The sequence below is a fragment of the Streptococcus sp. HMSC078D09 genome, assembly GCF_001813675.1.
GTDB lineage: Bacteria > Bacillota > Bacilli > Lactobacillales > Streptococcaceae > Streptococcus.
In genome coordinates, this window is the sequence record NZ_KV813680.1 from 1 (window position 1) to 21,774 (window position 21,774).

At 43.7% G+C, this 21,774-nt stretch carries 16 protein-coding genes and 5 tRNA genes; 20 read left to right on the forward strand and 1 reads right to left on the reverse strand.

Annotated features, from left to right (window positions below):
• The first annotated feature begins 44 nt into the window (after positions 1 to 44).
• From HMPREF2926_RS10385 to HMPREF2926_RS10430, 10 genes are all read left to right on the forward strand, one after another.
• Positions 45 to 125 (forward strand) — tRNA-Tyr (locus HMPREF2926_RS10385).
• Positions 126 to 131: 6 nt separating this feature from the next.
• Positions 132 to 202 (forward strand) — tRNA-Trp (locus HMPREF2926_RS10390).
• Positions 203 to 214: 12 nt separating this feature from the next.
• Positions 215 to 287 (forward strand) — tRNA-His (locus HMPREF2926_RS10395).
• A gap of 19 nt (positions 288 to 306) precedes the next feature.
• A tRNA-Gln gene (locus tag HMPREF2926_RS10400) sits at positions 307 to 378 on the forward strand.
• A 10-nt stretch (positions 379 to 388) separates the two neighbouring features.
• A tRNA-Leu gene (locus HMPREF2926_RS10405) sits at positions 389 to 472 on the forward strand.
• A 103-nt stretch (positions 473 to 575) separates the two neighbouring features.
• Entirely contained in the window at positions 576 to 1,013 is a 438-nt protein-coding gene (locus HMPREF2926_RS10410; RefSeq protein ID WP_070587869.1) for a zinc-dependent MarR family transcriptional regulator, read from the forward strand.
• A 1-nt stretch (position 1,014) separates the two neighbouring features.
• Positions 1,015 to 1,719, forward strand: a complete 705-nt coding sequence (locus HMPREF2926_RS10415; protein ID WP_003013743.1) for a metal ABC transporter ATP-binding protein — start codon at positions 1,015 to 1,017, stop codon at positions 1,717 to 1,719.
• Complete coding sequence (locus HMPREF2926_RS10420) at positions 1,712 to 2,515, forward strand: metal ABC transporter permease (protein ID WP_003009676.1); 804 nt, start codon at positions 1,712 to 1,714, stop codon at positions 2,513 to 2,515. Before HMPREF2926_RS10415 ends, HMPREF2926_RS10420 begins: the two co-directional genes overlap by 8 nt.
• Before the next feature lie 2 nt (positions 2,516 to 2,517).
• On the forward strand, positions 2,518 to 4,023 hold the full coding sequence (locus tag HMPREF2926_RS10425; RefSeq protein WP_070587871.1) for a zinc ABC transporter substrate-binding protein AdcA: 1,506 nt from the start codon (positions 2,518 to 2,520) through the stop codon (positions 4,021 to 4,023).
• Positions 4,024 to 4,162: 139 nt separating this feature from the next.
• A complete protein-coding gene (locus tag HMPREF2926_RS10430; RefSeq protein ID WP_070587875.1) occupies positions 4,163 to 4,720 on the forward strand; it encodes a DUF6287 domain-containing protein in 558 nt (185 codons plus the stop codon).
• A gap of 190 nt (positions 4,721 to 4,910) precedes the next feature.
• Here the strand turns inward: HMPREF2926_RS10430 and HMPREF2926_RS10435 are convergent, their stop codons facing one another.
• Positions 4,911 to 6,986 (reverse strand): GH92 family glycosyl hydrolase, encoded by a 2,076-nt coding sequence (locus HMPREF2926_RS10435; protein ID WP_070587877.1) that lies wholly within the window; start codon positions 6,984 to 6,986, stop codon positions 4,911 to 4,913.
• A 214-nt stretch (positions 6,987 to 7,200) separates the two neighbouring features.
• Between HMPREF2926_RS10435 and HMPREF2926_RS10440 the strand changes: the two genes are divergently transcribed.
• The 10 genes from HMPREF2926_RS10440 (at position 7,201) to HMPREF2926_RS10485 (ending at position 21,611) form a co-directional block, all read left to right on the forward strand.
• Positions 7,201 to 8,481, forward strand: a complete 1,281-nt coding sequence (locus HMPREF2926_RS10440; RefSeq protein WP_070587880.1) for a glycoside hydrolase family 125 protein — start codon at positions 7,201 to 7,203, stop codon at positions 8,479 to 8,481.
• 240 nt (positions 8,482 to 8,721) lie between these two features.
• Positions 8,722 to 11,367 (forward strand): alpha-mannosidase, encoded by a 2,646-nt coding sequence (locus HMPREF2926_RS10445; RefSeq protein ID WP_070587883.1) that lies wholly within the window; start codon positions 8,722 to 8,724, stop codon positions 11,365 to 11,367.
• Positions 11,368 to 11,457: 90 nt separating this feature from the next.
• The gene (locus HMPREF2926_RS10450) at positions 11,458 to 12,327 is read left to right on the forward strand and encodes an ROK family protein (RefSeq protein WP_070587886.1); all 870 of its coding nucleotides are present in this window, start codon (positions 11,458 to 11,460) and stop codon (positions 12,325 to 12,327) included.
• Positions 12,321 to 14,201, forward strand: coding sequence for a beta-N-acetylhexosaminidase (locus tag HMPREF2926_RS10455; RefSeq protein WP_070587889.1), 1,881 nt, complete (start codon positions 12,321 to 12,323; stop codon positions 14,199 to 14,201). Before HMPREF2926_RS10450 ends, HMPREF2926_RS10455 begins: the two co-directional genes overlap by 7 nt.
• A 227-nt stretch (positions 14,202 to 14,428) precedes the next feature.
• Complete coding sequence (locus HMPREF2926_RS10460; RefSeq protein WP_049492090.1) at positions 14,429 to 15,358, forward strand: ABC transporter permease; 930 nt, start codon at positions 14,429 to 14,431, stop codon at positions 15,356 to 15,358.
• Positions 15,359 to 15,371: 13 nt separating this feature from the next.
• The gene (locus HMPREF2926_RS10465; protein WP_070587891.1) at positions 15,372 to 16,304 is read left to right on the forward strand and encodes a carbohydrate ABC transporter permease; all 933 of its coding nucleotides are present in this window, start codon (positions 15,372 to 15,374) and stop codon (positions 16,302 to 16,304) included.
• Between the two features lie 79 nt (positions 16,305 to 16,383).
• Positions 16,384 to 17,865 (forward strand): ABC transporter substrate-binding protein, encoded by a 1,482-nt coding sequence (locus HMPREF2926_RS10470; RefSeq protein WP_070587894.1) that lies wholly within the window; start codon positions 16,384 to 16,386, stop codon positions 17,863 to 17,865.
• A 170-nt stretch (positions 17,866 to 18,035) separates the two neighbouring features.
• The gene (locus HMPREF2926_RS10475; protein WP_003019096.1) at positions 18,036 to 18,647 is read left to right on the forward strand and encodes a YesL family protein; all 612 of its coding nucleotides are present in this window, start codon (positions 18,036 to 18,038) and stop codon (positions 18,645 to 18,647) included.
• Between the two features lie 2 nt (positions 18,648 to 18,649).
• Positions 18,650 to 20,296, forward strand: a complete 1,647-nt coding sequence (locus tag HMPREF2926_RS10480) for a sensor histidine kinase (protein WP_070587897.1) — start codon at positions 18,650 to 18,652, stop codon at positions 20,294 to 20,296.
• Positions 20,297 to 20,306: 10 nt separating this feature from the next.
• Positions 20,307 to 21,611 (forward strand): response regulator transcription factor, encoded by a 1,305-nt coding sequence (locus HMPREF2926_RS10485; RefSeq protein ID WP_070587899.1) that lies wholly within the window; start codon positions 20,307 to 20,309, stop codon positions 21,609 to 21,611.
• Positions 21,612 to 21,774: the final 163 nt, after the last annotated feature.

A 21,774-nucleotide genomic window follows, 5' to 3' on the forward strand; every position in this document is an offset into this window, starting at 1 on the left:
TGTCGGCGGTTCGATTCCGTCTCGCGCCATCAATTCAATAATCAGGAAGGGTAGCGAAGAGGCTAAACGCGGCGGACTGTAAATCCGCTCCTTCGGGTTCGGGGGTTCGAATCCCTCCCCTTCCATCCTTTACGGGCATAGTTTAAAGGTAGAACTAAGGTCTCCAAAACCTTCAGTGTGGGTTCAATTCCTACTGCCCGTGTTAATAATTATGGCGGGTGTGGTGAAGTGGTTAACACACCAGATTGTGGCTCTGGCATGCGTGGGTTCGATCCCCATCACTCGCCTATTTATTAATATTATTATTGGGGTATAGCCAAGCGGTAAGGCAAGGGACTTTGACTCCCTCATGCGTTGGTTCGAATCCAGCTACCCCAGTTAAATTTATGCCGGCGTGGCGGAATTGGCAGACGCGCTGGACTCAAAATCCAGTGTCCGCAAGGACGTGCCGGTTCGACCCCGGCCGCCGGTATAGATTATGAAGGAGTTTTACTCCTTTTTTTGTTTATTTTTTTTCTTTTTTGTGATATAATTAACCGGTAAAGTTTCATTTAATGAATTAGAAGGAGTTAATTTTGTCTGAAGTTGCAAATAAAATCGATCGATTTTTAAATTCTATTTTATTGTTATCAGAAAATCAGCATGAGATTTTAGTTGGTTCTTGTACAAGTGGTGTTTCATTAACCAACACTCAGGAACATATTTTGATGCTGGTTTCTGATGAAGCTCTAACCAATTCTGTCTTAGCAAAGAAATTGAATGTTAGTCAGGCGGCTATCACGAAGGCTGTGAAACCTTTATTAAGCCAGGGGATGTTAGAGACTTATCGCGATGAGAATGATGCTCGTGTTCTCTATTATCGCTTAACTGAGATTGGTAAGCCGATTGCATTAGAGCATCAGCACCACCATCAGCATACCCTTCACACTTATGAGGATGTTTTGTCGAAGTTTACTAAGAATGAGCAAGGGGTTATTTCGCGGTTTTTAGATTTATTGGAAGAGGAGTTATAGTTTGAGGTATATTACGGTTTCAAATTTATCGTTCTATTATGATCGAGAACCGGTTCTGGAAGGGATCAATTACTACTTAGATAGTGGAGAGTTTGTTACGCTGACTGGTGAGAATGGGGCTGCTAAGTCAACCTTGATTAAGGCTAGTCTTGGCATTCTACAGCCAAAGGTCGGGACAGTTGAGATTTCAAAGACAAATGTAAAGGGAAAGAAGTTAAGGATTGCTTATTTGCCGCAACAGATTGCTAGTTTTAATGCTGGGTTCCCCAGTACGGTCTATGAATTTGTGAAGTCAGGTCGGTATCCTCGTAAAGGCTGGTTTCGAAAGTTGAATGAGCACGATGAAAAACATATTCTGAAGAGTTTAGAATCTGTTGGGATGCTGGAGTTCAAGGATCGGGCGATTGGTTCTTTGTCTGGTGGTCAGAAACAGCGGGCCGTCATTGCTCGGATGTTTGCTTCAGATCCGGATATCTTTGTTTTAGATGAACCGACGACAGGGATGGATGCGACGACAAAGAGTGATTTTTATGAGTTGATGCATCACAGTGCGCATCACCATCAAAAATCTGTTTTGATGATCACGCATGATCCTGAAGAGGTTAACCAATTTGCGGATCGGAATATTCATTTGGTTCGTGACCAAAGCTCTCCTTGGAGATGTTTTAACGTCCATGATACAGAAGGGGAGGGTGACCATGCTTGATTTATTCCAGTATGATTTTATGCAGCGGGCCTTGTTGGCTATGGTTGCCATGAGTCTTTTTTCTCCTGTGTTAGGGATTTTCTTGATTTTGAGACGGCAGAGTCTGATGAGTGATACGCTGAGTCACGTCTCTCTTGCGGGTGTCGCTTTTGGACTTTTTCTTGGGATCTCTCCGACGCTCTCGACTATGATCATTGTCATTATTGCTGCGGTCTTTCTTGAGTATTTGCGGACCTTATTTAAGGACTTTATGGAGATCGGGACGGCAATTTTAATGTCCACTGGTCTTGCCCTAGCTTTAGTACTGATGCGTGGTGGTGGGAAAAGCTCGATGAGCTTGGATCAGTATTTGTTTGGTTCTACCCTAACCATTACGGATGAACAGGTGATCGCCTTGTTTGTGATTGCTTTCGTTGTATTAGTGCTGACGGCCTTATTCTTGCGTCCTATGTATATTTTGACCTTTGATGAAGATACAGCCTTTGTGGATGGGCTTCCGGTCCGAACCATGTCTATCTTATTTAATGTGGTGACGGGGGTTGCTATCGCCTTAATGATTCCTGCAGCAGGATCGTTATTGGTTTCAACCATCATGGTCTTACCGGCTAGTATTGCCCTGAAATTAGGGAAGAACTTCCGTGGGGTCATGCTGATTGCGGTCATCATTGGTTTTATCGGGATGTTTAGTGGGTTGATTTTGTCTTATATTGCAGATACACCGGCGAGTGCCAGCATCACGCTTTTATTTGTGGCCTTGTTCTTGCTTGTGAATCTTGGATCACGTTTGAGGAAGTAGATATGAACTTTAAAAAATTTGGTTGGTTATTGTTAGTGGCTTTGACCCTTGTCTTGGCAGCTTGTGGCAAAAGTCAGAGTCAAAATGGGACATTAAAAGTGATGACCACTTTCTATCCTGTTTATGATTTTACAAAAAATATTGTCGGAGATGAAGGAACGGTAGACCTGCTCATTGGAGCGGGATCAGAGCCTCATGAATATGAATTGTCTGCTAAGGGGCGGGCTATGATTCAAGATTCGGATGTTTTCGTTTATGAGAATGAAAACATGGAAACGTGGGTTCCAAATCTTTTGAAATCCATGAAGGATAAGAAAACCAAAGTGATCGATGCCACCAAGGGCATGGTCTTGCTTCCTGGATTGGAAGAGGAACATGAACACGAAGGGGGCGAAGAACACCATCATGAATATGATCCTCACCTTTGGCTCTCTCCACATCGTGCCATGAAGATGGTAGAGTCGATTCGTGATCAGTTGGTGGCAGCTTATCCAGATAAGAAAAAGACGTTTGAGAAAAATGCCCAAGCCTATCTGAAGAAATTACAGGCCTTGGATCAAGCTTATCAGGATGGGTTGAAAGATGCGAAACAAAAGAATTTCGTGACCCAACACGCGGCTTTCCGCTACTTGGCCTTGGATTATGGCTTAAACCAGGTGGCCATTTCAGGGATTTCACCTGATAGCGAGCCTTCTGCTGCACGATTGCGTGAATTGACAGAGTATATCAAGAAAAATGAGATTAAGGTCATTTACTTTGAGGAAAATGCTTCTAAGTCCTTGGCGAAAACCTTGTCTTCTGAAGCTGGTGTTGAGTTGGCTGTCTTAAATCCTTTGGAAAGCTTGACGGATCAAGAAATGAAAGATGGCGAAGACTACGTGTCTGTTATGAAGGAGAATCTGAAGGCGCTAGAGAAAACAACGTCACAAGCTGGTAAGGATATTCAACCGGAACATGAGGAAGATGCTAAGACAGTTCAAAAGGGATATTTCGAGGATAGTCAAGTGAAGGATCGTAGCTTAGCAAATTATGCAGGTGATTGGAAATCGGTTTATCCATACTTGCAAGATGGAACTTTGGATCAGGTCTTTGATTATAAGGCAAAATTAAATCCAACTATGACGGCTGCTGAGTATAAGGAATATTATACAAAGGGTTACCAAACAGATATTGATCGGATTAAGATTGATAAGGATTCAATGGAGTTTTATCAAAAAGGATCTTCTAAGAAATATACCTATAAATACGTAGGTAAGCACATTTTGACTTATAAGAAGGGAAATCGTGGTGTTCGTTATCTTTTTGAAGCGAAGGAGAGCGATGCGGGAGACTTCAAATATGTTCAATTTAGTGACCATGAAATTACTCCGGTAAAGGCAGCTCACTTCCACATTTTCCATGGAGGAAAGAGTCAAGAGGCGCTTTATGATGAGTTGGAAAATTGGCCAACGTATTATCCTTCGAACTTATCTGGTTTAGAAGTGGCACAGGAAATGCTGGCTCATTAAGAGCAGTATCTAAAGAGAGACTAGGGCTGATTATCCCGGTCTCTTTTTGATTAAAAATGGGGAGTGAAGCTTGTCAAATGCTTGAAAATACGTTACAATGAAAGGGCTTTAAACTAAAAAAATGTATGGGGAATATTAAATGAAAAAAGTTGGTGCAATTCTTGTGAGTCTTTTCAGTGTGGTCTTATTGGTGGCTTGTTCGCAACAGGGAGCGAGCAAAAAATCACCGGCTTCTTCTAGTCAAACGACTGCCTCAACTGAGGTCAAAAAGACGGATGCTTCTAGTTCAGAAGTGAAGGAGAAAGAAAAAAAAGAAGAGAAAAAAGAAGTGAAGAAAATGGATCTTGAGGCGATTGCCAATGGAGATTACAGCAGTATTGCTGGGGTTTGGCAAGATGATAAGGGAAACAAGCTGGTCTTTAACGACAAAGGGTTGGTATCACAAGAGTTAGAGGGCTATGGAGCTTCTTTGACGGATTATGGAACCGCCTCAGAAGGCATTTATGGTGGTCGTGATGGGGGCTTCTTGTTGGAGTATATTCCTGCGGGAGTAACTATTGGTGATCAGGTCGACGATCAAGGACAAGTCGTCTTTAAGGATACATCAGATGCCTCTAAAAACCGCTTGTGGTCTGGTGTTGGTATCGCTAGTTTTGGGGAACAAGGCTCGATCTACTATCATGTAGGAGATGAATAATGGAAAAAGAGGCTGGGACAAAAGTCCTAGCCTCTCAATTGATTTTTGGATTGTTGAGTAGGACGCAGTGGTTGAGTAGGTTCTACTACGCTGATTTCATCAGCTTTTACAGCCCTACTCAACTGTGCGGAGGTGGGACGACGAAATCGAATTCTAACGAATGACCGATTTCTGTCTCACTCTCTTTTTGTTATGCATGTGGGGGGAGCCAAGAAAGCTCAAACTGGAGCAATTGGGCTTCAAGGAGATCTTGATGGGAAACCTCTTGTTTCTCTTTGCCATCTAATAGGGCTTTTTGGATGAAATAGGCGCCTGCAGTGTGTGAGTTGGCGCAAATTTTGAGCTCTTGCTTGGGAAGATGGAGAAGGACTTCTTTAAAGAGAGGGAGGCCCAGATCATAGATTGGTTTTCCTGGACAGGTTGGATAGAGTCCAAGGGCTGACCAGATGTACCAAGCAGATAGGCTACCATTGTCCTCATCACCTGGATAGGCTTGGAAATCTTGATGGAAAGCTTGGGAACGGATCTGGTGGATCAGGAGATTGGTGTATTCGGGATGTAGGCTGTAACGGAAGAGGTAGGGAATGTGGAAGCTGGGTTGATTGGAGATGGCGATCTGCCCAAATGGGGCTTGGGCCATTTCACTCATTTCGTGGATTTCATAGCCATATCCTCTTACGTCAAATTGAGGTTTTTGATTGGCCAGATCCAGCAGTCGTTGGGTGAAGGCTTTTTTACCGCCCATTAGCTCTATCAAGCCGGAGAGGTCGTGTAAGGCTCCAAAAGTAGCCTGGGTTGCAGAACATTCTGCATAATCTCCTCCCCAGCTGGTAGGAGAGAAGGGCTCTTTAAAGTTTCCATTGGTGGATCGTGCTCTCATAAAGCCTGTTTGGGCATCATACAATGTTCGGTAGGAGAGGCTAGAAGCAGCATACCGATCGGCTGTTTCTGTATGCCCCAAGTGCTTGGCAACGGTAGCAATGCAAAAATCACTATAGGCATAATCTAGGCTATGGCTCACACTTTCGTGAAAATCATCGGGTAGATATCCAAGGGTCTTGTAGCTTTCATTGCCATGGCGACCAAAATGTTGAGTAGGATCTGTTTTTTGGGCCGTTTGGAGCATAGCTGTCAGCATGTTTTCATGTAGGTCTGGTGCGATCCCTTTTGTGACAGCATCCGCAAAGATCCCATCGATGAGAGTACCTGGCATCATCCCTCGTTCATCTGGGGCCAACCATTTTGGTAGAAAACCAGTATCCTTGTAAGTATTTAAAAATCCTTCGAGAAAGTGACGGTAATAATCGGGGTAGACAAGGCTAAAGAGCGGAAAAGAGGTCCGAAAGAGGTCCCAAAATCCGATATTGGTATAAGCTTTTCCTGGTTTGATTTCATTATGAGTGACATCCAGGTGCCAGTCATTTCCCTCGGTATCTGTTTCATAAAAGGTTTGAGGGAAAAGGAGGAGTCGGTAAAGGCAATGGTCGAAAAAGGCTTGATCACACCCTCCGGCATCTTTTACTTCAATTCGTTTTAGTAGCTGATTCCATTGATCGGCTGCTTCTTTTTTAGCTTCCTCTAGGGGAAGGTGGGGAAGATGGCTGTGAGCCATGTCTTGGGACAGATAAGAAGTTCCTAATTGGACGGTCACTTCATTGCTAGCAAAGGTCAGAAAAAGATCTTGATCGATGTGAGTGACGCTCTCAATCGGCTGGCTAAATTGCCACTGGAGATAGAAAGAGTATGAAGTATCTGCGGTATGGGCCTGATCCAGAATGTGAAAGTGGCAGGTTTGGTCTGTCAGAGTCAAGTCCTCTAGTTCCTTTGCTGCATGAAAGCAGAGTGTTAGCTTTTCTGGTGCTCGAAAGCGCATGACAGCCCCGTAGCGGCTTGGAACCAGCTCGCTTTGAATCTGATAACGTTCCGAAAAAAAACGGAGGTAGTGAGGCTGGAAAACGGCTTCTTTCATCGAATAACTGCTTTGACGACGGAAGAGGTCGGAACTTGCAATTTCCCCCGTGATGGGCGTGATGAGGCACCAAGCGTAGTCTCCTATCCAAGGACTAGGCTGGTGGGTGAGACGAAATCCCTGAAAAATAGGGAGATTGGGGTTGAAAAACCAAGCTCCTTGTTCGTGTGTCGTCTGGGGAAGGAAGTAGTTCATCCCAAAAGGGACTCCGGTATAAGGGAGGGTGTTCCCGTGCGAATAGTGGGGATGATTATCGCTTCCCCAGCGGGTATCGATGGTTTGGCAATGTGTGCGCATCTTGTCTCCTTTTTCTTCATCAACCTTAAATGATCTGTATTTTTTTTGAACACGCGCTGGTATTTTCTTCATTGTATCAAAGTGTTGTCAAATATGATAGCGTTTTTATCAAATGGAAAATTTAGTAGAAAAAGGGCTATAGTTTGCGTATGTATTTCCCTTTTGAAATCTTTTATACTGAATAGGAAAGAATCGATACGTGTGAGGAAAATAAATGACCTATTCAAAAGAAATTGTGCGAGAATGGTTGGATCAAGTGGCTGAGCGAGCTAAGGAGTACCCTGAGTGGGTGGATGTCTTTGAACGTTGTTATACAGACACTTTGGACAATACAGTTGAAATTTTAGAAGATGGTTCAACCTTTGTGTTAACAGGGGACATCCCAGCTATGTGGTTGCGTGACTCGACGGCTCAATTGAGGCCCTATCTTTATGTGGCAAAAAGAGACCCTCGTTTGCGTCAGACCATTGCTGGTTTGGTCAAACGCCAGATGACCTTGATCCTCAAGGATCCCTATGCCAACTCTTTTAATATTGAGGAGAACTGGAAAGGCCATCACGAGACTGATCACACCGATTTGAATGGCTGGATTTGGGAACGTAAGTATGAAGTGGACTCGCTTTGCTATCCCTTGCAACTGGCTTATCTTCTTTGGAAAGAAACTGGTGAGACTAGCCAATTTGATGAAACCTTTGTTACAGCGACTAAGGAAATCCTTCATCTTTGGACAGTGGAACAAGACCACAAGAATTCCCCTTATCGCTTTGTTCGGGATACAGATCGTAAGGAAGACACGCTGGTAAATGACGGATTTGGTCCTGACTTTGCTGTGACAGGGATGACCTGGTCAGCCTTTCGTCCAAGTGATGACTGCTGTCAGTATAGTTACTTGATTCCGTCCAATATGTTTGCAGTGGTTGTCTTGGGTTATGTGCAAGAAATCTTCGCAACATTGAATCTAGCCGATAGCGAGAGCATCATTGCAGATGCCAAACGCCTGCAGACTGAGATTCAAGAAGGAATTGAAAACTACGCCTACACCACTAACAGCAAGGGCGAGAAAATCTATGCTTTTGAAGTAGACGGTTTGGGAAATGCTAGCATCATGGATGACCCTAACGTACCAAGTTTGTTGGCGGCTCCCTATCTGGGCTATTGCGACATCGACGATGAAGTCTACCAAGCTACTCGTCGGACGATTTTGAGTCCTGAAAATCCCTACTTCTATGAAGGGAAGTACGCAAGTGGGCTCGGAAGTTCTCATACCTTTTATCGCTATATCTGGCCGATTGCTTTATCCATTCAAGGATTGACAACGACAGATAAAGCTGAGAAAAAACATTTGTTGGACCAGTTGGTTGCCTGCGATGGAGGCACGGGCGTCATGCACGAAAGTTTCCATGTAGATGATCCAACCAAATACTCGCGTGAATGGTTCTCTTGGGCCAACATGATGTTCTGTGAATTAGTCTTGGATTACTTGGATATTCGCTAATACTCTTCGAAAATCTCTTCAAACCACGTCAGCTTCGCCTTGCCGTATATATGTTACTGACTTCGTCAGTTCTATCTACAACCTCAAAGCAGTGCTTTGAGCAACCTGCGGCTAGCTTCCTAGTTTGCTCTTTGATTTTCATTGAGTATAAGGAGCACGCTTTAGCTTCACTGATTCTTGTTAGAATCACAAGTTTATATTTAAAACATTAAAAATTTAAGTTAGAATGAGGTTTTACTCATGGAAAATGTTGTTGTACATATCATCTCTCATAGCCACTGGGATCGTGAGTGGTATTTACCTTTTGAAAGTCACCGCATGCAATTGGTGGAACTGTTTGACAATCTCTTTGATCTTTTTGAAAATGATCCGGAGTTCAAAAGTTTCCACTTGGATGGCCAAACTATTGTCCTTGACGACTATTTAGAAATTCGTCCTGAAAACCGCGACAAGGTGCAGCGTTATATCGACGAGGGCAAACTCAAGATTGGTCCCTTCTACATTTTGCAGGATGATTACTTGATCTCCAGTGAAGCCAACGTCCGCAATACCTTGATTGGACAAGCTGAATGCGCCAAATGGGGCAAATCTACTCAGATTGGTTACTTCCCTGATACCTTTGGAAATATGGGGCAAGCTCCTCAACTCCTTCAAAAATCAGGGATCCACGTAGCAGCCTTTGGGCGTGGGGTCAAACCAATCGGATTTGACAACCAAGTCCTCGAAGATGAGCAGTTTACCTCTCAATTTTCTGAAATGTACTGGCAAGGGGCGGATGGTAGCCGTGTGCTAGGTATTCTCTTTGCCAACTGGTACAGTAATGGGAACGAAATTCCAGTGGATAAAGATGAAGCTTTGGCTTTTTGGAAACAAAAATTGGCAGATGTTCGTGACTATGCCTCCACCAACCAATGGTTGATGATGAACGGCTGCGACCACCAACCAGTTCAACGAAACTTGAGTGAAGCAATTCGCGTGGCTAACGAACTATTTCCTGACGTGACCTTTATCCATAGCTCTTTTGATGAATATGTGCAAGCAGTGGAAAGTGCGCTTCCTGAGCAATTATCAACAGTTACAGGAGAATTGACCAGTCAGGAAACCGATGGTTGGTACACACTGGCAAATACGTCTTCCTCTCGGATTTATCTCAAGCAAGCCTTCCAAGAAAACAGCAACTTGCTCGAGCAAGTGGTGGAACCTTTGACCATCATTACTGGTGGGCACAACCACAAGGATCAATTGACCTATGCCTGGAAGACACTCTTACAAAATGCGCCACACGATAGTATTTGTGGATGTAGCGTAGATGATGTTCACCGTGAAATGGAAGTTCGTTTTGCCAAGGTCAACCAAGTTGGAAACTTCGTCAAGACCAACCTTCTGAACGAATGGAAGGGTAAGCTAGCAACTCAAAAAGCCCAGAGTGAGCACCTCTTTACGGTCATCAATACTGGCTTGCATAATAAGGTGGATACCGTCAGCACGATTGTCGATGTAGCAGTTTGTCCGTTTAAGGAATTGCATCCGACAGAAGGCTTCAAGAAAATGGCCGCTTTGACCTTGCCAGACTACCACGTAGAAGATTTAGATGGGCATCTTGTAGAAGCAGAGATTGAGGACTTGGGAGCAAGCTTTGGCTATACCCTGCCTAAGGATAAATTCCGTCAACCTTATATCGCGCGTCAAGTGCGCGTGACGGTTCCGGTTCACCTAGCGCCTCTTTCTTGGACCACCTTCCAGCTCTTGGAAGGCAAAGCACCTCATCATGATGGTCTTTTCCAAAATGGGGTGATCGATACGCCATTTGTAACCCTTAGTATCGATGATGGCTTGACCCTCTATGATAAAACGACCAATGAGGCTTATGAGGATTTCCTTCGCTTCGAAGATCGTGGGGATATCGGAAATGAATATATCTACTTCCAACCAAAAGGAACAGAGCCGATCTATGCGGAGTTAACAGCTTATGAGGTCTTGGAAAACAATGCTCGCTATGCCAAAATCTTGCTCAAGCATGACTTGACCATCCCGGTCAGCGCGGATGAACAATTGGATGCGGAGCAAAGAGGCATTATCGAGTTTATGAACCGCAAGGCAAGTCGCTCAGAAGAGCTGACAACCATCCCTCTTGAAACGGAGATGACCATCTTTGTAGATGATCCGCAAATTCGCTTCAAGACGCGCTTCACCAATACAGCTAAGGATCACCGTATCCGTCTCTTGGTCAAGACTCACAATACACGTCCAAGCAACGACTCGGAAAGCATTTTTGAGGTGGTCACACGGCCAAATAAACCGGCTGCTTCTTGGGAAAATCCTGAAAATCCCCAACACCAGCAAGCCTTCGTCAGCTTGTATGATGACGTCAAAGGGGTAACAGTGGCCAATAAAGGACTGCATGAATACGAAATCCTTGGAGACGATACGATAGCTGTAACCCTTCTCCGTGCTTCCGGTGAACTTGGTGACTGGGGCTATTTCCCAACACCAGAAGCACAATGCTTGCGGGAATTTGAGGTTGAATATGCAGTAGAATGCCATCAAGCTCAGGGGCGCTTCTCTGCTTATCGCCGAGCTAAAGCTTTGCAGACACCGATGACTAGCCTTCAAGTTGAAAAACAAGAAGGAAGTGTAGCAGCGTCTGGTAGCTTACTCAAACATACCGCCTTGACGCATCCTCAGGTTTGTCCAACAGCCTTTAAGGTAGCAGAAAATGAAGAAGGTTACATCCTTCGCTATTACAACATGAGCCAAGAAAATGTGCGCGTGTCAGAAGGACAACAAACGGTTGTCGATCTTCTGGAACAACCGTATCCGGTTCATACAGGTTTATTGGCACCGCAAGAAATCCGGACAGAATGGATTAAAAAAGAAGAAGTATAGCTGGTTGCAGCTGAAGAAACAATAAAAGGAAAGGAGGAGCGAAAAAGTAAGAACCAACTGCTGACTCGCTCCTTTTTACAGGTAAAAGCAATGATCATTGCAACGATTGATATCGGAGGGACTGGGATTAAGTTTGCTAGTCTCACTCCGGATGGAAAGATTTTAGATAAGGCCAGCACCCCAACTCCAGAAACTCTAGAAGATTTGCTAGCTTGGCTGGACCAGCGATTGTCAGAACGTGACTACCGTGGGATTGCCATGAGTGTCCCAGGAGCCGTTCATCAAGAAACAGGGGTGATTGAGGGGATCAGTGCCATTCCTTACATCCATGGTTTTTCATGGTATGAGGCGCTTGCTCATCATAAGCTTCCTGTCCATCTAGAAAATGATGCCAACTGTGTTGGACTGAGTGAACTGCTGGCGCATCCTGAGATTGAAAATGCAGCCTGTGTCGTGATTGGTACAGGGATCGGTGGGGCCATGATTATCAATGGCAAGCTTCACCGTGGACGTCATGGTTTGGGCGGTGAGTTTGGCTATATGACAACCATCGAGCCCGCAGAAAGACTCAATAACTGGTCACAACTCGCTTCTACAGGAAACATGGTTCGCTATGTGATTGAAAAATCAGGTCAGTCTGACTGGGATGGCCGCAAGGTGTACCAAGAGGCAGCAGCAGGCAATGCCCTTTGCCAGGAAGCTATCGAGCGCATGAACCGTAATCTTGCTCAAGGACTGCTCAATATCCAGTACCTCATTGACCCAGATGTGATTAGTCTAGGCGGCTCTATCAGTCAGAACCCTGATTTTATCAAAGGCGTGCAAAAAGCAGTAGATACTTTTGTGGACAGATATGAAGAATATACAATTGCTCCAGTGATTCAAGCTTGCACCTATCAGGCAGATGCTAATCTCTACGGTGCCCTTGTCAACTGGTTACAGGAGGAAAACCAATGGTAACTTTTACCGGAATCAGCAGTAAACAAGCGCAAGCTTTAGAGTTGCTCCAAAATCACATTTCTCTACCAGATGTAGAAGTGGTAGTCACTCAGTCTGACCATGCTTCTATTTCTATCAAGGGTGAGAAGGGGCAGTATCAACTGACCTACCGTAAACCTCATCAACTCTACCGTGCCTTGTCTGTCCTCGCAACAGCTTTAGCAGAAGGAGACAAGGTAGAGATTGAGGAGCAGGCGGCTTATGAAGATTTAGCCTATATGGCGGATTGTTCGCGCAATGCCGTGATCAATGTCGCATCAGCCAAGCAGATGATCGAAGTTCTAGCTCTCATGGGCTATTCAACCTTTGAGCTCTACATGGAAGACACCTATCAAATCGAGGGGCAACCTTACTTTGGCTATTTCCGTGGAGCTTATGCTGCTGAAGAGTTACAGGAAATTGAAGCCTACGCCCAGCAGTTTGACATGACTTTTGTCCCCTGCATCCAAACCTTGGCTCACTTATCAGCCTTTGTCAAATGGGGTGTCAAAGAAGTGCAAGAACTCCGCGATGTAGAAGACATTCTCCTCATCGGTGAAGAAAAAGTCTACGACCTGATTGACGGTATGTTTGCGACGTTATCTAAACTACAAACTCGCAAGGTCAATATCGGGATGGACGAAGCCCACTTGGTTGGTTTGGGACGTTACCTCATCTTGAATGGTGTGGTGGATCGGAGTCTTCTCATGTGCCAACACTTGGAGCGCGTGCTTGATATTGCAGACAAGTACGGTTTCCACTGCCAGATGTGGAGTGATATGTTCTTCAAGCTCATGTCAGCAGATGGCCAGTATGATCGTGATGTCGAAATTCCAGAAGAAACACGTGTTTATCTTGATCGTCTCAAAGATCGTGTCACCTTGGTTTACTGGGATTATTATCAGGATAGCGAGGAAAAATACAACCGAAACTTCCGTAATCACCATAAGATTAGTCAGGATATCGCCTTTGCGGGAGGGGCTTGGAAATGGATTGGCTTCACACCTCACAACCATTTCAGTCGTCTCATCGCTCTTGAAGCAAACAAAGCCTGCCGTGCCAATCAGATCAAGGAAGTTATTGTGACTGGCTGGGGGGACAATGGTGGTGAAACAGCTCAGTTCTCTATTCTGCCAAGCTTGCAAATCTGGGCAGAACTTAGCTACCGCAATGATTTAGAACGTCTGTCAGCTCACTTCAAGACCAATACAGGTCTATCTGTTGAGGACTTTATGCAGCTGGATCTGGCCAATCTCTTGCCAGACCTACCAGCTAATCTCAGTGGGATTAATCCTAACCGCTATGTCTTTTATCAGGATGTTCTTTGCCCAATCCTTGACAAGCACATGACTCCTGAACAGGACAAACCACACTTTGCCCAAGCAGCTGAGACTCTTGCTGCTATCAAAGAAAAAGCAGGCATCTACGCCTATCTCTTTGAAACTCAGGCTCAGTTGAATGCTATTTTAAGTAACAAGGTGGATGTAGGACGACGCATCCGTGAGGCCTATCACGCGGATGATAAAGAAAGCTTGCAACAAATCGCTCAGGAAGAATTGCCAAAACTCAGAAGCCAGATTGAACACTTCCATGCTCTCTTTAGCCACCAATGGCTGAAAGAAAACAAGGTCTTTGGATTGGATACCGTAGATATCCGTATGGGTGGACTCTTGCAACGCATCAAGCGAGCAGAAAGTCGAATTGAAAACTACCTAGCAGGCGAAATCTCTCGTATCGATGAACTAGAAGTAGAGATCTTGCCATTCAACGATTTCTACGGAGATCAGGACTTCGCAGCCACAACGGCTAACCAATGGCATACCATTGCGACTGCTTCTACCATTTATACAACGTAAAAAAAGCCAAGTTGGATGACAGAAGTCTCATCCACGGTCGATAGGAGTAGAAGAGGAGCTGTCTTTACGACCACCCTTTTCTACTCCTTTTTTAAAGCTATGTCATAAATTTGTAGAATTTTTTCTATAATTAGGAGTTTGAAAATGTAAATGGGCTATCTTATAATAGTTAATGTAAACGCTACCAAAGCAAATAAACACGCTCAAGGCTCAAAGGGGGGAGTTAAATGAAAAAGTTTGTAAGGACTCTGAGAGAAAATTTCATTTTTCTTTTAATGGTCTTACCTGGTGCAGCGTGGTTAATCTTATTCTTCTATATTCCGGTTTTTGGGAATATCGTAGCATTTAAGGACTATCATATCACAGGAGAGGGCTTCATCGACAGTGTCATGAAGAGTAAGTGGGTTGGCTTTGACAACTTCAAGTTCCTCTTTAGTTCCAAAGATGCCTACATTATTACAAGAAATACGGTCTTGTACAACTTAGGATTTATCTTCTTAGGATTGATTGTTTCCGTTGGGATCGCCATCATCTTTAGTGAGTTGAGATCAAAAAGAGTGGTCAAGGTGCTTCAAACCTCCATGCTCTTCCCATACTTCCTATCATGGGTTATCATCAGCTTCTTCACCGATGCCTTCCTGAACGTGGACAAAGGATTGGTCAACCACATCTTAACTTCACTTGGCATGAAGGCCATCAATTTCTATTCAGAATTGTGGATCTGGCCAGCGCTTCTCCTCTTCTTAGGAATTTGGAAAGGCTTTGGTTATAGCAGTGTCATGTACTATGCAACCATCATGGGAATTGACCCAACTTACTATGAAGCAGCGACCGTGGATGGTGCGTCTAAGTGGCAACGCATTCGCAACATCACCATTCCTCAGTTGTCTTCCTTGATTACGGTCTTGACCATTCTTGCAGTCGGAAATATCTTCCGCGCAGACTTCGGTCTCTTCTACCAAATCCCGCATAATGCTGGAGCGCTCTATAGTGTGACCAACGTTATTGATGTTTATGTCTACAACGGTTTGACCAAGTCAGGGGATATCGGGATGACAGCAGCAGCCGGTCTTTACCAATCGGTAGTCGGTTTGGTTCTTGTTTTAATCTCAAATATCATTGCCCGTCGCATTGATAAGAATGCCGCTCTCTTCTAGAAAGGAGGATCGTATGAAAAAATCAACCATTCAAAAAGAAAAAATTGATAATGTCGGGATCCATTCTTTCAGTAAGAAGAGCAACTTCTTCTTTACCTTGTTGTTGACCTTAGTCGGATTGACCTGTGTACTTCCCTTCATCTTCGTTGTCATGATCTCTTTGACAGACGAACAAAGTTTGGCAGTCCATGGATTCCAATTCTGGCCGGCAAAATTTGGATTTGATGGTTACCTTTTCTTGGTACAGTTCAAAGACAAAATCTTGCAAGCCCTCTTCATTACCTTGTTTGTGACCATTGTGGGGACAGCATGTAATGTCTTTATCACCACAACCTATGCTTATGCGATCTCACGGAGTACCTTTAAATACCGCAAGTTCTTTACCGTATTTTCACTCCTTAGTATGCTCTTTAGTGCAGGGTTGGTACCGGGCTATATTGTCACCACTCAACTCTTGCAATTGGGTGATACCATCGGGGCTTTGATTATCCCAATGTTGCTTAGCCCATTTAACATCATCTTGATGCGGACCTTCTTTAAACGGACCATTCCAGAAGCCATTCTTGAATCCGCTCGGATCGATGGGGCAAGTGAAACACGGATTTTCTTCCAAATTTGCTTGCCACTCTCTCTACCAGGGATTGCGACTATTAGTCTCTTCACCGCTTTAGGATTCTGGAACGACTGGTTCAATGCCCTCCTCTATATTAAGAGTGACAACCTTTACCCATTGCAATACCTCTTGATGCAAATCCAAAACAATATGGATTACATCGCTAAAAATGTCGGGGTATCCGGCCAATTGGCAGGAGCTGTACAATCCATCCCACGGGAAACAGGACGTATGGCCATGGTGGTTGTGGCAACAGTGCCAATCGCCATTCTCTATCCATTCTTCCAACGCTACTTTGTAAAAGGCTTGACCATCGGTGGTGTGAAAGAATAACATCGTTCATTGAAAATCAACAGGATTTTCAACTCATAACTTAGTCTAAAAAGAAAATAACATAAAGGAGATTTTTCTTATGAAAAATTGGAAAAAATACGCGTTAGCATCTGCTAGTGTCATTGCTCTTGGAGCTACTCTTGCTGCTTGTGGAAGCCTTACAGGTAACAACAAGAAATCAGCAACAACCGAAGACGGTAAACCAATCATCAAGATGTACCAAATCGGTGACAAACCAGATAACTTGGATGTTCTTCTTAAAAATGCCAACAAGATCATTGAAAAGAAAGTCGGCGCAAAATTGGATATCCAATATCTTGGTTGGGGTGACTACGCACAAAAAATGAACGTCATCATCTCATCTGGTGAAAACTATGATATTGCCTTTGCCAACAACTACGTTATCAATGCTCAAAAAGGTGCCTATGCTGACTTGACAGAATTGTACAAGAAAGAAGGGAAAGACCTTTACAAAGCACTTGACCCAGCATACATCAAAGGGAACACTGTAAATGGCAAGATCTATGCTGTTCCAGTAGCAGCCAACGTTGCATCTTCTCAAAACTTTGCCTTCAACGGACCACTTGTTGAAAAATATGGTATCGACATCTCAAACGTCAAAGACTATGCTTCTCTTGAACCAGTCTTGAAAGCCATTAAAGAAAAAGATCCAAACGTTGTTCCATTTGCCATGAACAAGAGCTACGGTGGACCTTCAGATGACTTCGACTATGTGGCTGTTGATGGACTTCCATTCGTTGTTGACTTGAAAGGTGACACTACGAAGATCGTGGACCGTTACACAATTCCTCGTTATGTAGAAAACTTGAAGACTCTTCACAAATACTACGAAGCAGGATACATTCCAAAAGACGTAGCAACAAGCGATACTGGTTATGACCTTTCTCAAGATACTTGGTTAGTTCGTGAAGAAACAGTAGGACCAGCTGACTACGGTAACAGCTTGCTTACTCGTGTAGCAAACCGTAAGATTGATATCAAACCATTTACTGAACTTTACAAGAAGAACAACACCACTCAAGTAGCTAACTTTGTTATCTCAAATAACTCTAAGAACAAAGAAAAAGCAATGGAAGTGTTGAACCTTTTGAACACTAATCCAGAACTCTTGAACGGTCTTGTTTACGGACCAGAAGGCAAGAACTGGGAAAAAGTTGCCGGCAAAGAAAACCGTGTCAAAGTCTTGGATGGCTACAACGGAAACACTCACATGTCTGGATGGAATACTGGTAACAACTGGATTCTTTACATCAACGAAAACGTAACGGATGAACAAATTGCACAATCTAAGAAAGACTTGGAAACTGCAAAAGAATCTCCAGCACTTGGCTTCATCTTTAACACAGATAAAGTGAAATCAGAAATCACAGCTCTTACAAATACTTTGAACCAATTCGCAGGTGCGATCAATACTGGTACTGTGGATCCTGAAGTAGAAGTTCCTAAGATGCTTGAAAAATTGAAATCAGAAGGTGCTTACCAAAAAGTACTTGATGAAATGCAAAAACAATACGACGAATTCCTTGCTTCTAAAAAATAAGAACAGGTAGTGCAAAAAGGCTTTGGGGCTGTCTCCAAGGCCTTTTCACTCCTCTATGAAAACAGATCTTGGAAATGAAAATTGAGATTTCAATAGAAGAATGCAAATTTGAGGAAAGCGTTTTATTTTTATGATATAATAGAATGACTAATTGGAAAAGAGGCTGAAACATGGGAAAAATCATTGAGTTCATTTTTACGAGAGTCTATGTTGCTATGCTGGTAACAGGGATTTTTTGGGTTTTGACGATCTGTGGGGGTGTTCTGCTAGGAGTAGGACCAGCCGGCACCACAGTTATGAGCCTCTATGCAGAAAATGGCATGTCTTACAAAGACTATCACTGGTCACGCGCTTGGGAACTCTTCAAAGAAAATCTGGTCCCAGCCAATCAAGTCTTTTACACCTTCTTTGCTATTGAAGGGGTTCTCCTCTATGGCATGTATCTCATGATCCAGATTCCTCACTTGAATTTCTTCCAAATTTTGGTTCTCTTGTTTAATCTGGTTTTCCTCTTGGTTGCGCCTCTAGCTTACGCCGTTTATTTGAAATTGCAAGTTCATTTCGATCTCTCTTATGCCAACAGTATCAAGCTCAGTTTGATCGGAATGTTGCTGGACATTCGTCCGGTTCTGAAGCTCATCCTTGGAACCGCGCTACTTGGCGTCATTAGCTACTATATGCCAGCCCTTCTCTTTTTCGTCTTGATCGGTGTATGGCATTTCTTTGTCAATGATATCTTTGACCCTGTCTATCAAAATATCCACGAAAAATTGGTATCCTAACGATGAAAAGAATCTGGTTAAGTACGCTTTTAAAATTTTACGCCTATGTCATGGTGGCCATTTTGACCATCATGGGCCTGGTCGTCGCGGGGATCTCTTGGAAAAACCAGCAAGCTGAAGCAGATCGGATCGCCCAACGGGTTTTGACCGAAGTCGTGACGGATCTCGAGACCTCTTATCAGCGGGTTACACAAGAAGGCCGTAGCCTCGTTGAAAACCCTGCAAAATTAGAAGGAGTTTATCGCTATTTTACCTTGACGCCATCGGAGTATGAGACTTGGCGATTGAATGCCCAATTCCCTTCTTATATCCAGTTGTCTCTACATAAGAATATTGATAGCCTCTATTTGAGCAATAAAAACATAGAGGGCATCGATGTCACCTTGTCTGATTACAAGACGGTATTTGTCTCCACACGGCAATCGAAGGGAGGTAAGCAAGTCTCGGCGGATCATTACAAGGCTCCTGTGACAGCTATTCCAGTTCCTTTGACAGACCCGACAACGGGAGCCGGAGTTGGGATTGCTTATATGACCTTGGACCAGGAAATTTTGACGGCAGCGATTGATAATGCCAGAGGCGATCTTCCAATCGCTGTGCGGATCTTCACTCCCTTTGGGAAAGAGATGTACCATGAAGGGGATAAGGGACAATCGAAGGATATTAAATGGCAAACCCGTAGCACGATCTATGGCTACAAGGTGGATGTAGCTGTTTCTGAAAGTTATCTGGTCAAAAAGGGTCTAGCTAACCTGACCACTTTTCTCTCTATTGCTTTCCTAATTTTCTTGATCCTTTACTTGTTATTAGGTCAGATTTTCAAAAATTACCGGCGTCAAGTCCTCGATTTGGTTGATACCATGAATCAGATCAGTCAAGGCGATAGTGAACGACGGATTGATACCTCGACCAAGGACCAAGAACTGCTGGTTATTGGTAATATGATCAATACCATGTTAGACAATATGGATAAGAATATTCGAGATATCTACCAGCTGCAGCTCAGTCAAAAAGATGCCAATATGCGGGCCTTACAAGCCCAGATCAATCCCCACTTCATGTACAATACACTGGAATTTATCCGGATGTATGCCGTCATGCAAGAGCAAGAAGAGTTGGGTGATATTATTTATGAGTTTAGTAGTCTCTTGCGCAATAATATCTCAGATGAGCGAGTGACGACAGTTGAAAATGAGCTCGAATTTTGTCGCAAATACAGCTACCTCTGCATGGTGCGTTATCCAAAATCGATTGCCTATGGCTTTAAGATCGATCCAGGCTTGGAAAAGATGAAGATTCCAAAATTCACCATCCAGCCTTTGGTCGAGAACTATTTTGCCCATGGAGTGGATCACAAACGCAAGGACAATGTGATTAGTGTCAAAGTCTTGCAAGGGGACGGGCAAGTCATGATCCTAGTTACTGATAATGGGCGCGGGATGGAAGAAGAACAGCTAGAAAAAATTCAAGAGATACTAGCCAATCGCAATCCACGCTCAGAAATCGAAGAAAAGAGTGGCCGGCAGTCCATCGGAATTGTCAATGTCCATGAACGCATGCTACTCTATTTTGGAGATCGCTACCATATCCAAGTCTTCTCCCAACCTCACCATGGAGTGACCTATACGATAACTATTCAAGATGAATAAAGGAGACAGAATGTACAAAGTCTTATTAGTAGACGATGAGTATATGATTACAGAAGGGTTAAAAAAATTAATCCCCTTTGACCACTGGAATATGGAAGTGGTCGCAACTGCAGAAGATGCAGACCAAGCCCTTGATTATGTGCGAGAGCATCCGGTGGATGTGGTGATCACGGATGTCAATATGCCTGGAAAGACCGGACTTCAGATGATTGCTGAGATGAAGGATTTGATGCCAGATGCTGCTTTTATCATTATGTCAGGCTATCAGGATTTTGAATATGTCAAGACAGCTCTCAATTTGCGCGTGGCAGACTACCTGCTCAAACCTGTCAATAAGGTGGAGATGGGCAATATCCTAGAAAAAATCCAGCACCAAATCCAGCAACCAAGCCAAGAGTTGGCCAACCGCTTGATTCACGATGACATCTCTGAGGAAGAGTTTTGTCGATATATCGCAGGACGAAACTCACTGTGGATTGGGGTTGCTAAGGAGAAAAAAGGTTTTATCAGCTCGTCTTACCAAGTTCTAGGGCAAAATCTTCAACTCTTTATCTCAGATCAAGAAGAAGAAGCCATGATTGAGAAGGCCTTTGAGCCTCCGTATAAGGAGCACTTTCATCAATTTAAGGACCTAGTAGAGCGGAGCCTCTTTTATGGGGCGTTCCCTCTCAATCAAGATGAAGAGGTCTTCCATTACTACGAGCCTGCCTATCGGGTGATCATGCAAGGAAATATCCAACAGATCTTAGAAGAACTGGACTGGTTAGAAAAAATGATCCTTGAGAAGACACCTAAGGTTTCACTGACCAAGCAGCTCTTTATCCAATTTTTGATGGATGTCTTTCATTTGTTTGAATACCTGCAAGGAGATGATTTGGCCGATGTGGTCAAGAAAGTCCATGATGCTGCCACCTTTAGCGAGATGATTGGCTTTATCCAGGAAGAGTTGTCCCGTTTCTTATCCCACTATCGGATGAATGAAAATGTAGCGAGTGTCCTCCAAGTGATTAGCCGTGATTACCAAAAAGAGCTGTCACTCAAGGACATCAGTCAGGCTCTCTTTATCAATCCAGTCTATTTAGGCCAATTGATTAAACGAGAAACCAATGCGACTTTCGCAGAACTCCTCAACAAACAGCGGATTAAGGCTGCCCAGCAGCTCCTCTTATCGACCAATGACAGCATTGAAGATATCTGCTATAAAGTCGGTTACAGTAATGTAGGCTATTTCTACAAGGTTTTCCGTAAACTCTGTGGAAAATCGCCTAAAACCTATCGCTTACAAGTCATGACAGAGCATGCAGAAGATGAGTAAAAGGCTGAGACGATTTGTCTCAGCCTTTTAATTGAAGACAAAGTCTTCTTAAAAACTTTCCTCACGGCGGAAAGTTTCAGTAGATGATTGGATAATTCTAATGAATGAATTCTTTTAAGATTTTATTAGATTTGTAAAGATGTATCCTCCTAGAATCTAATAA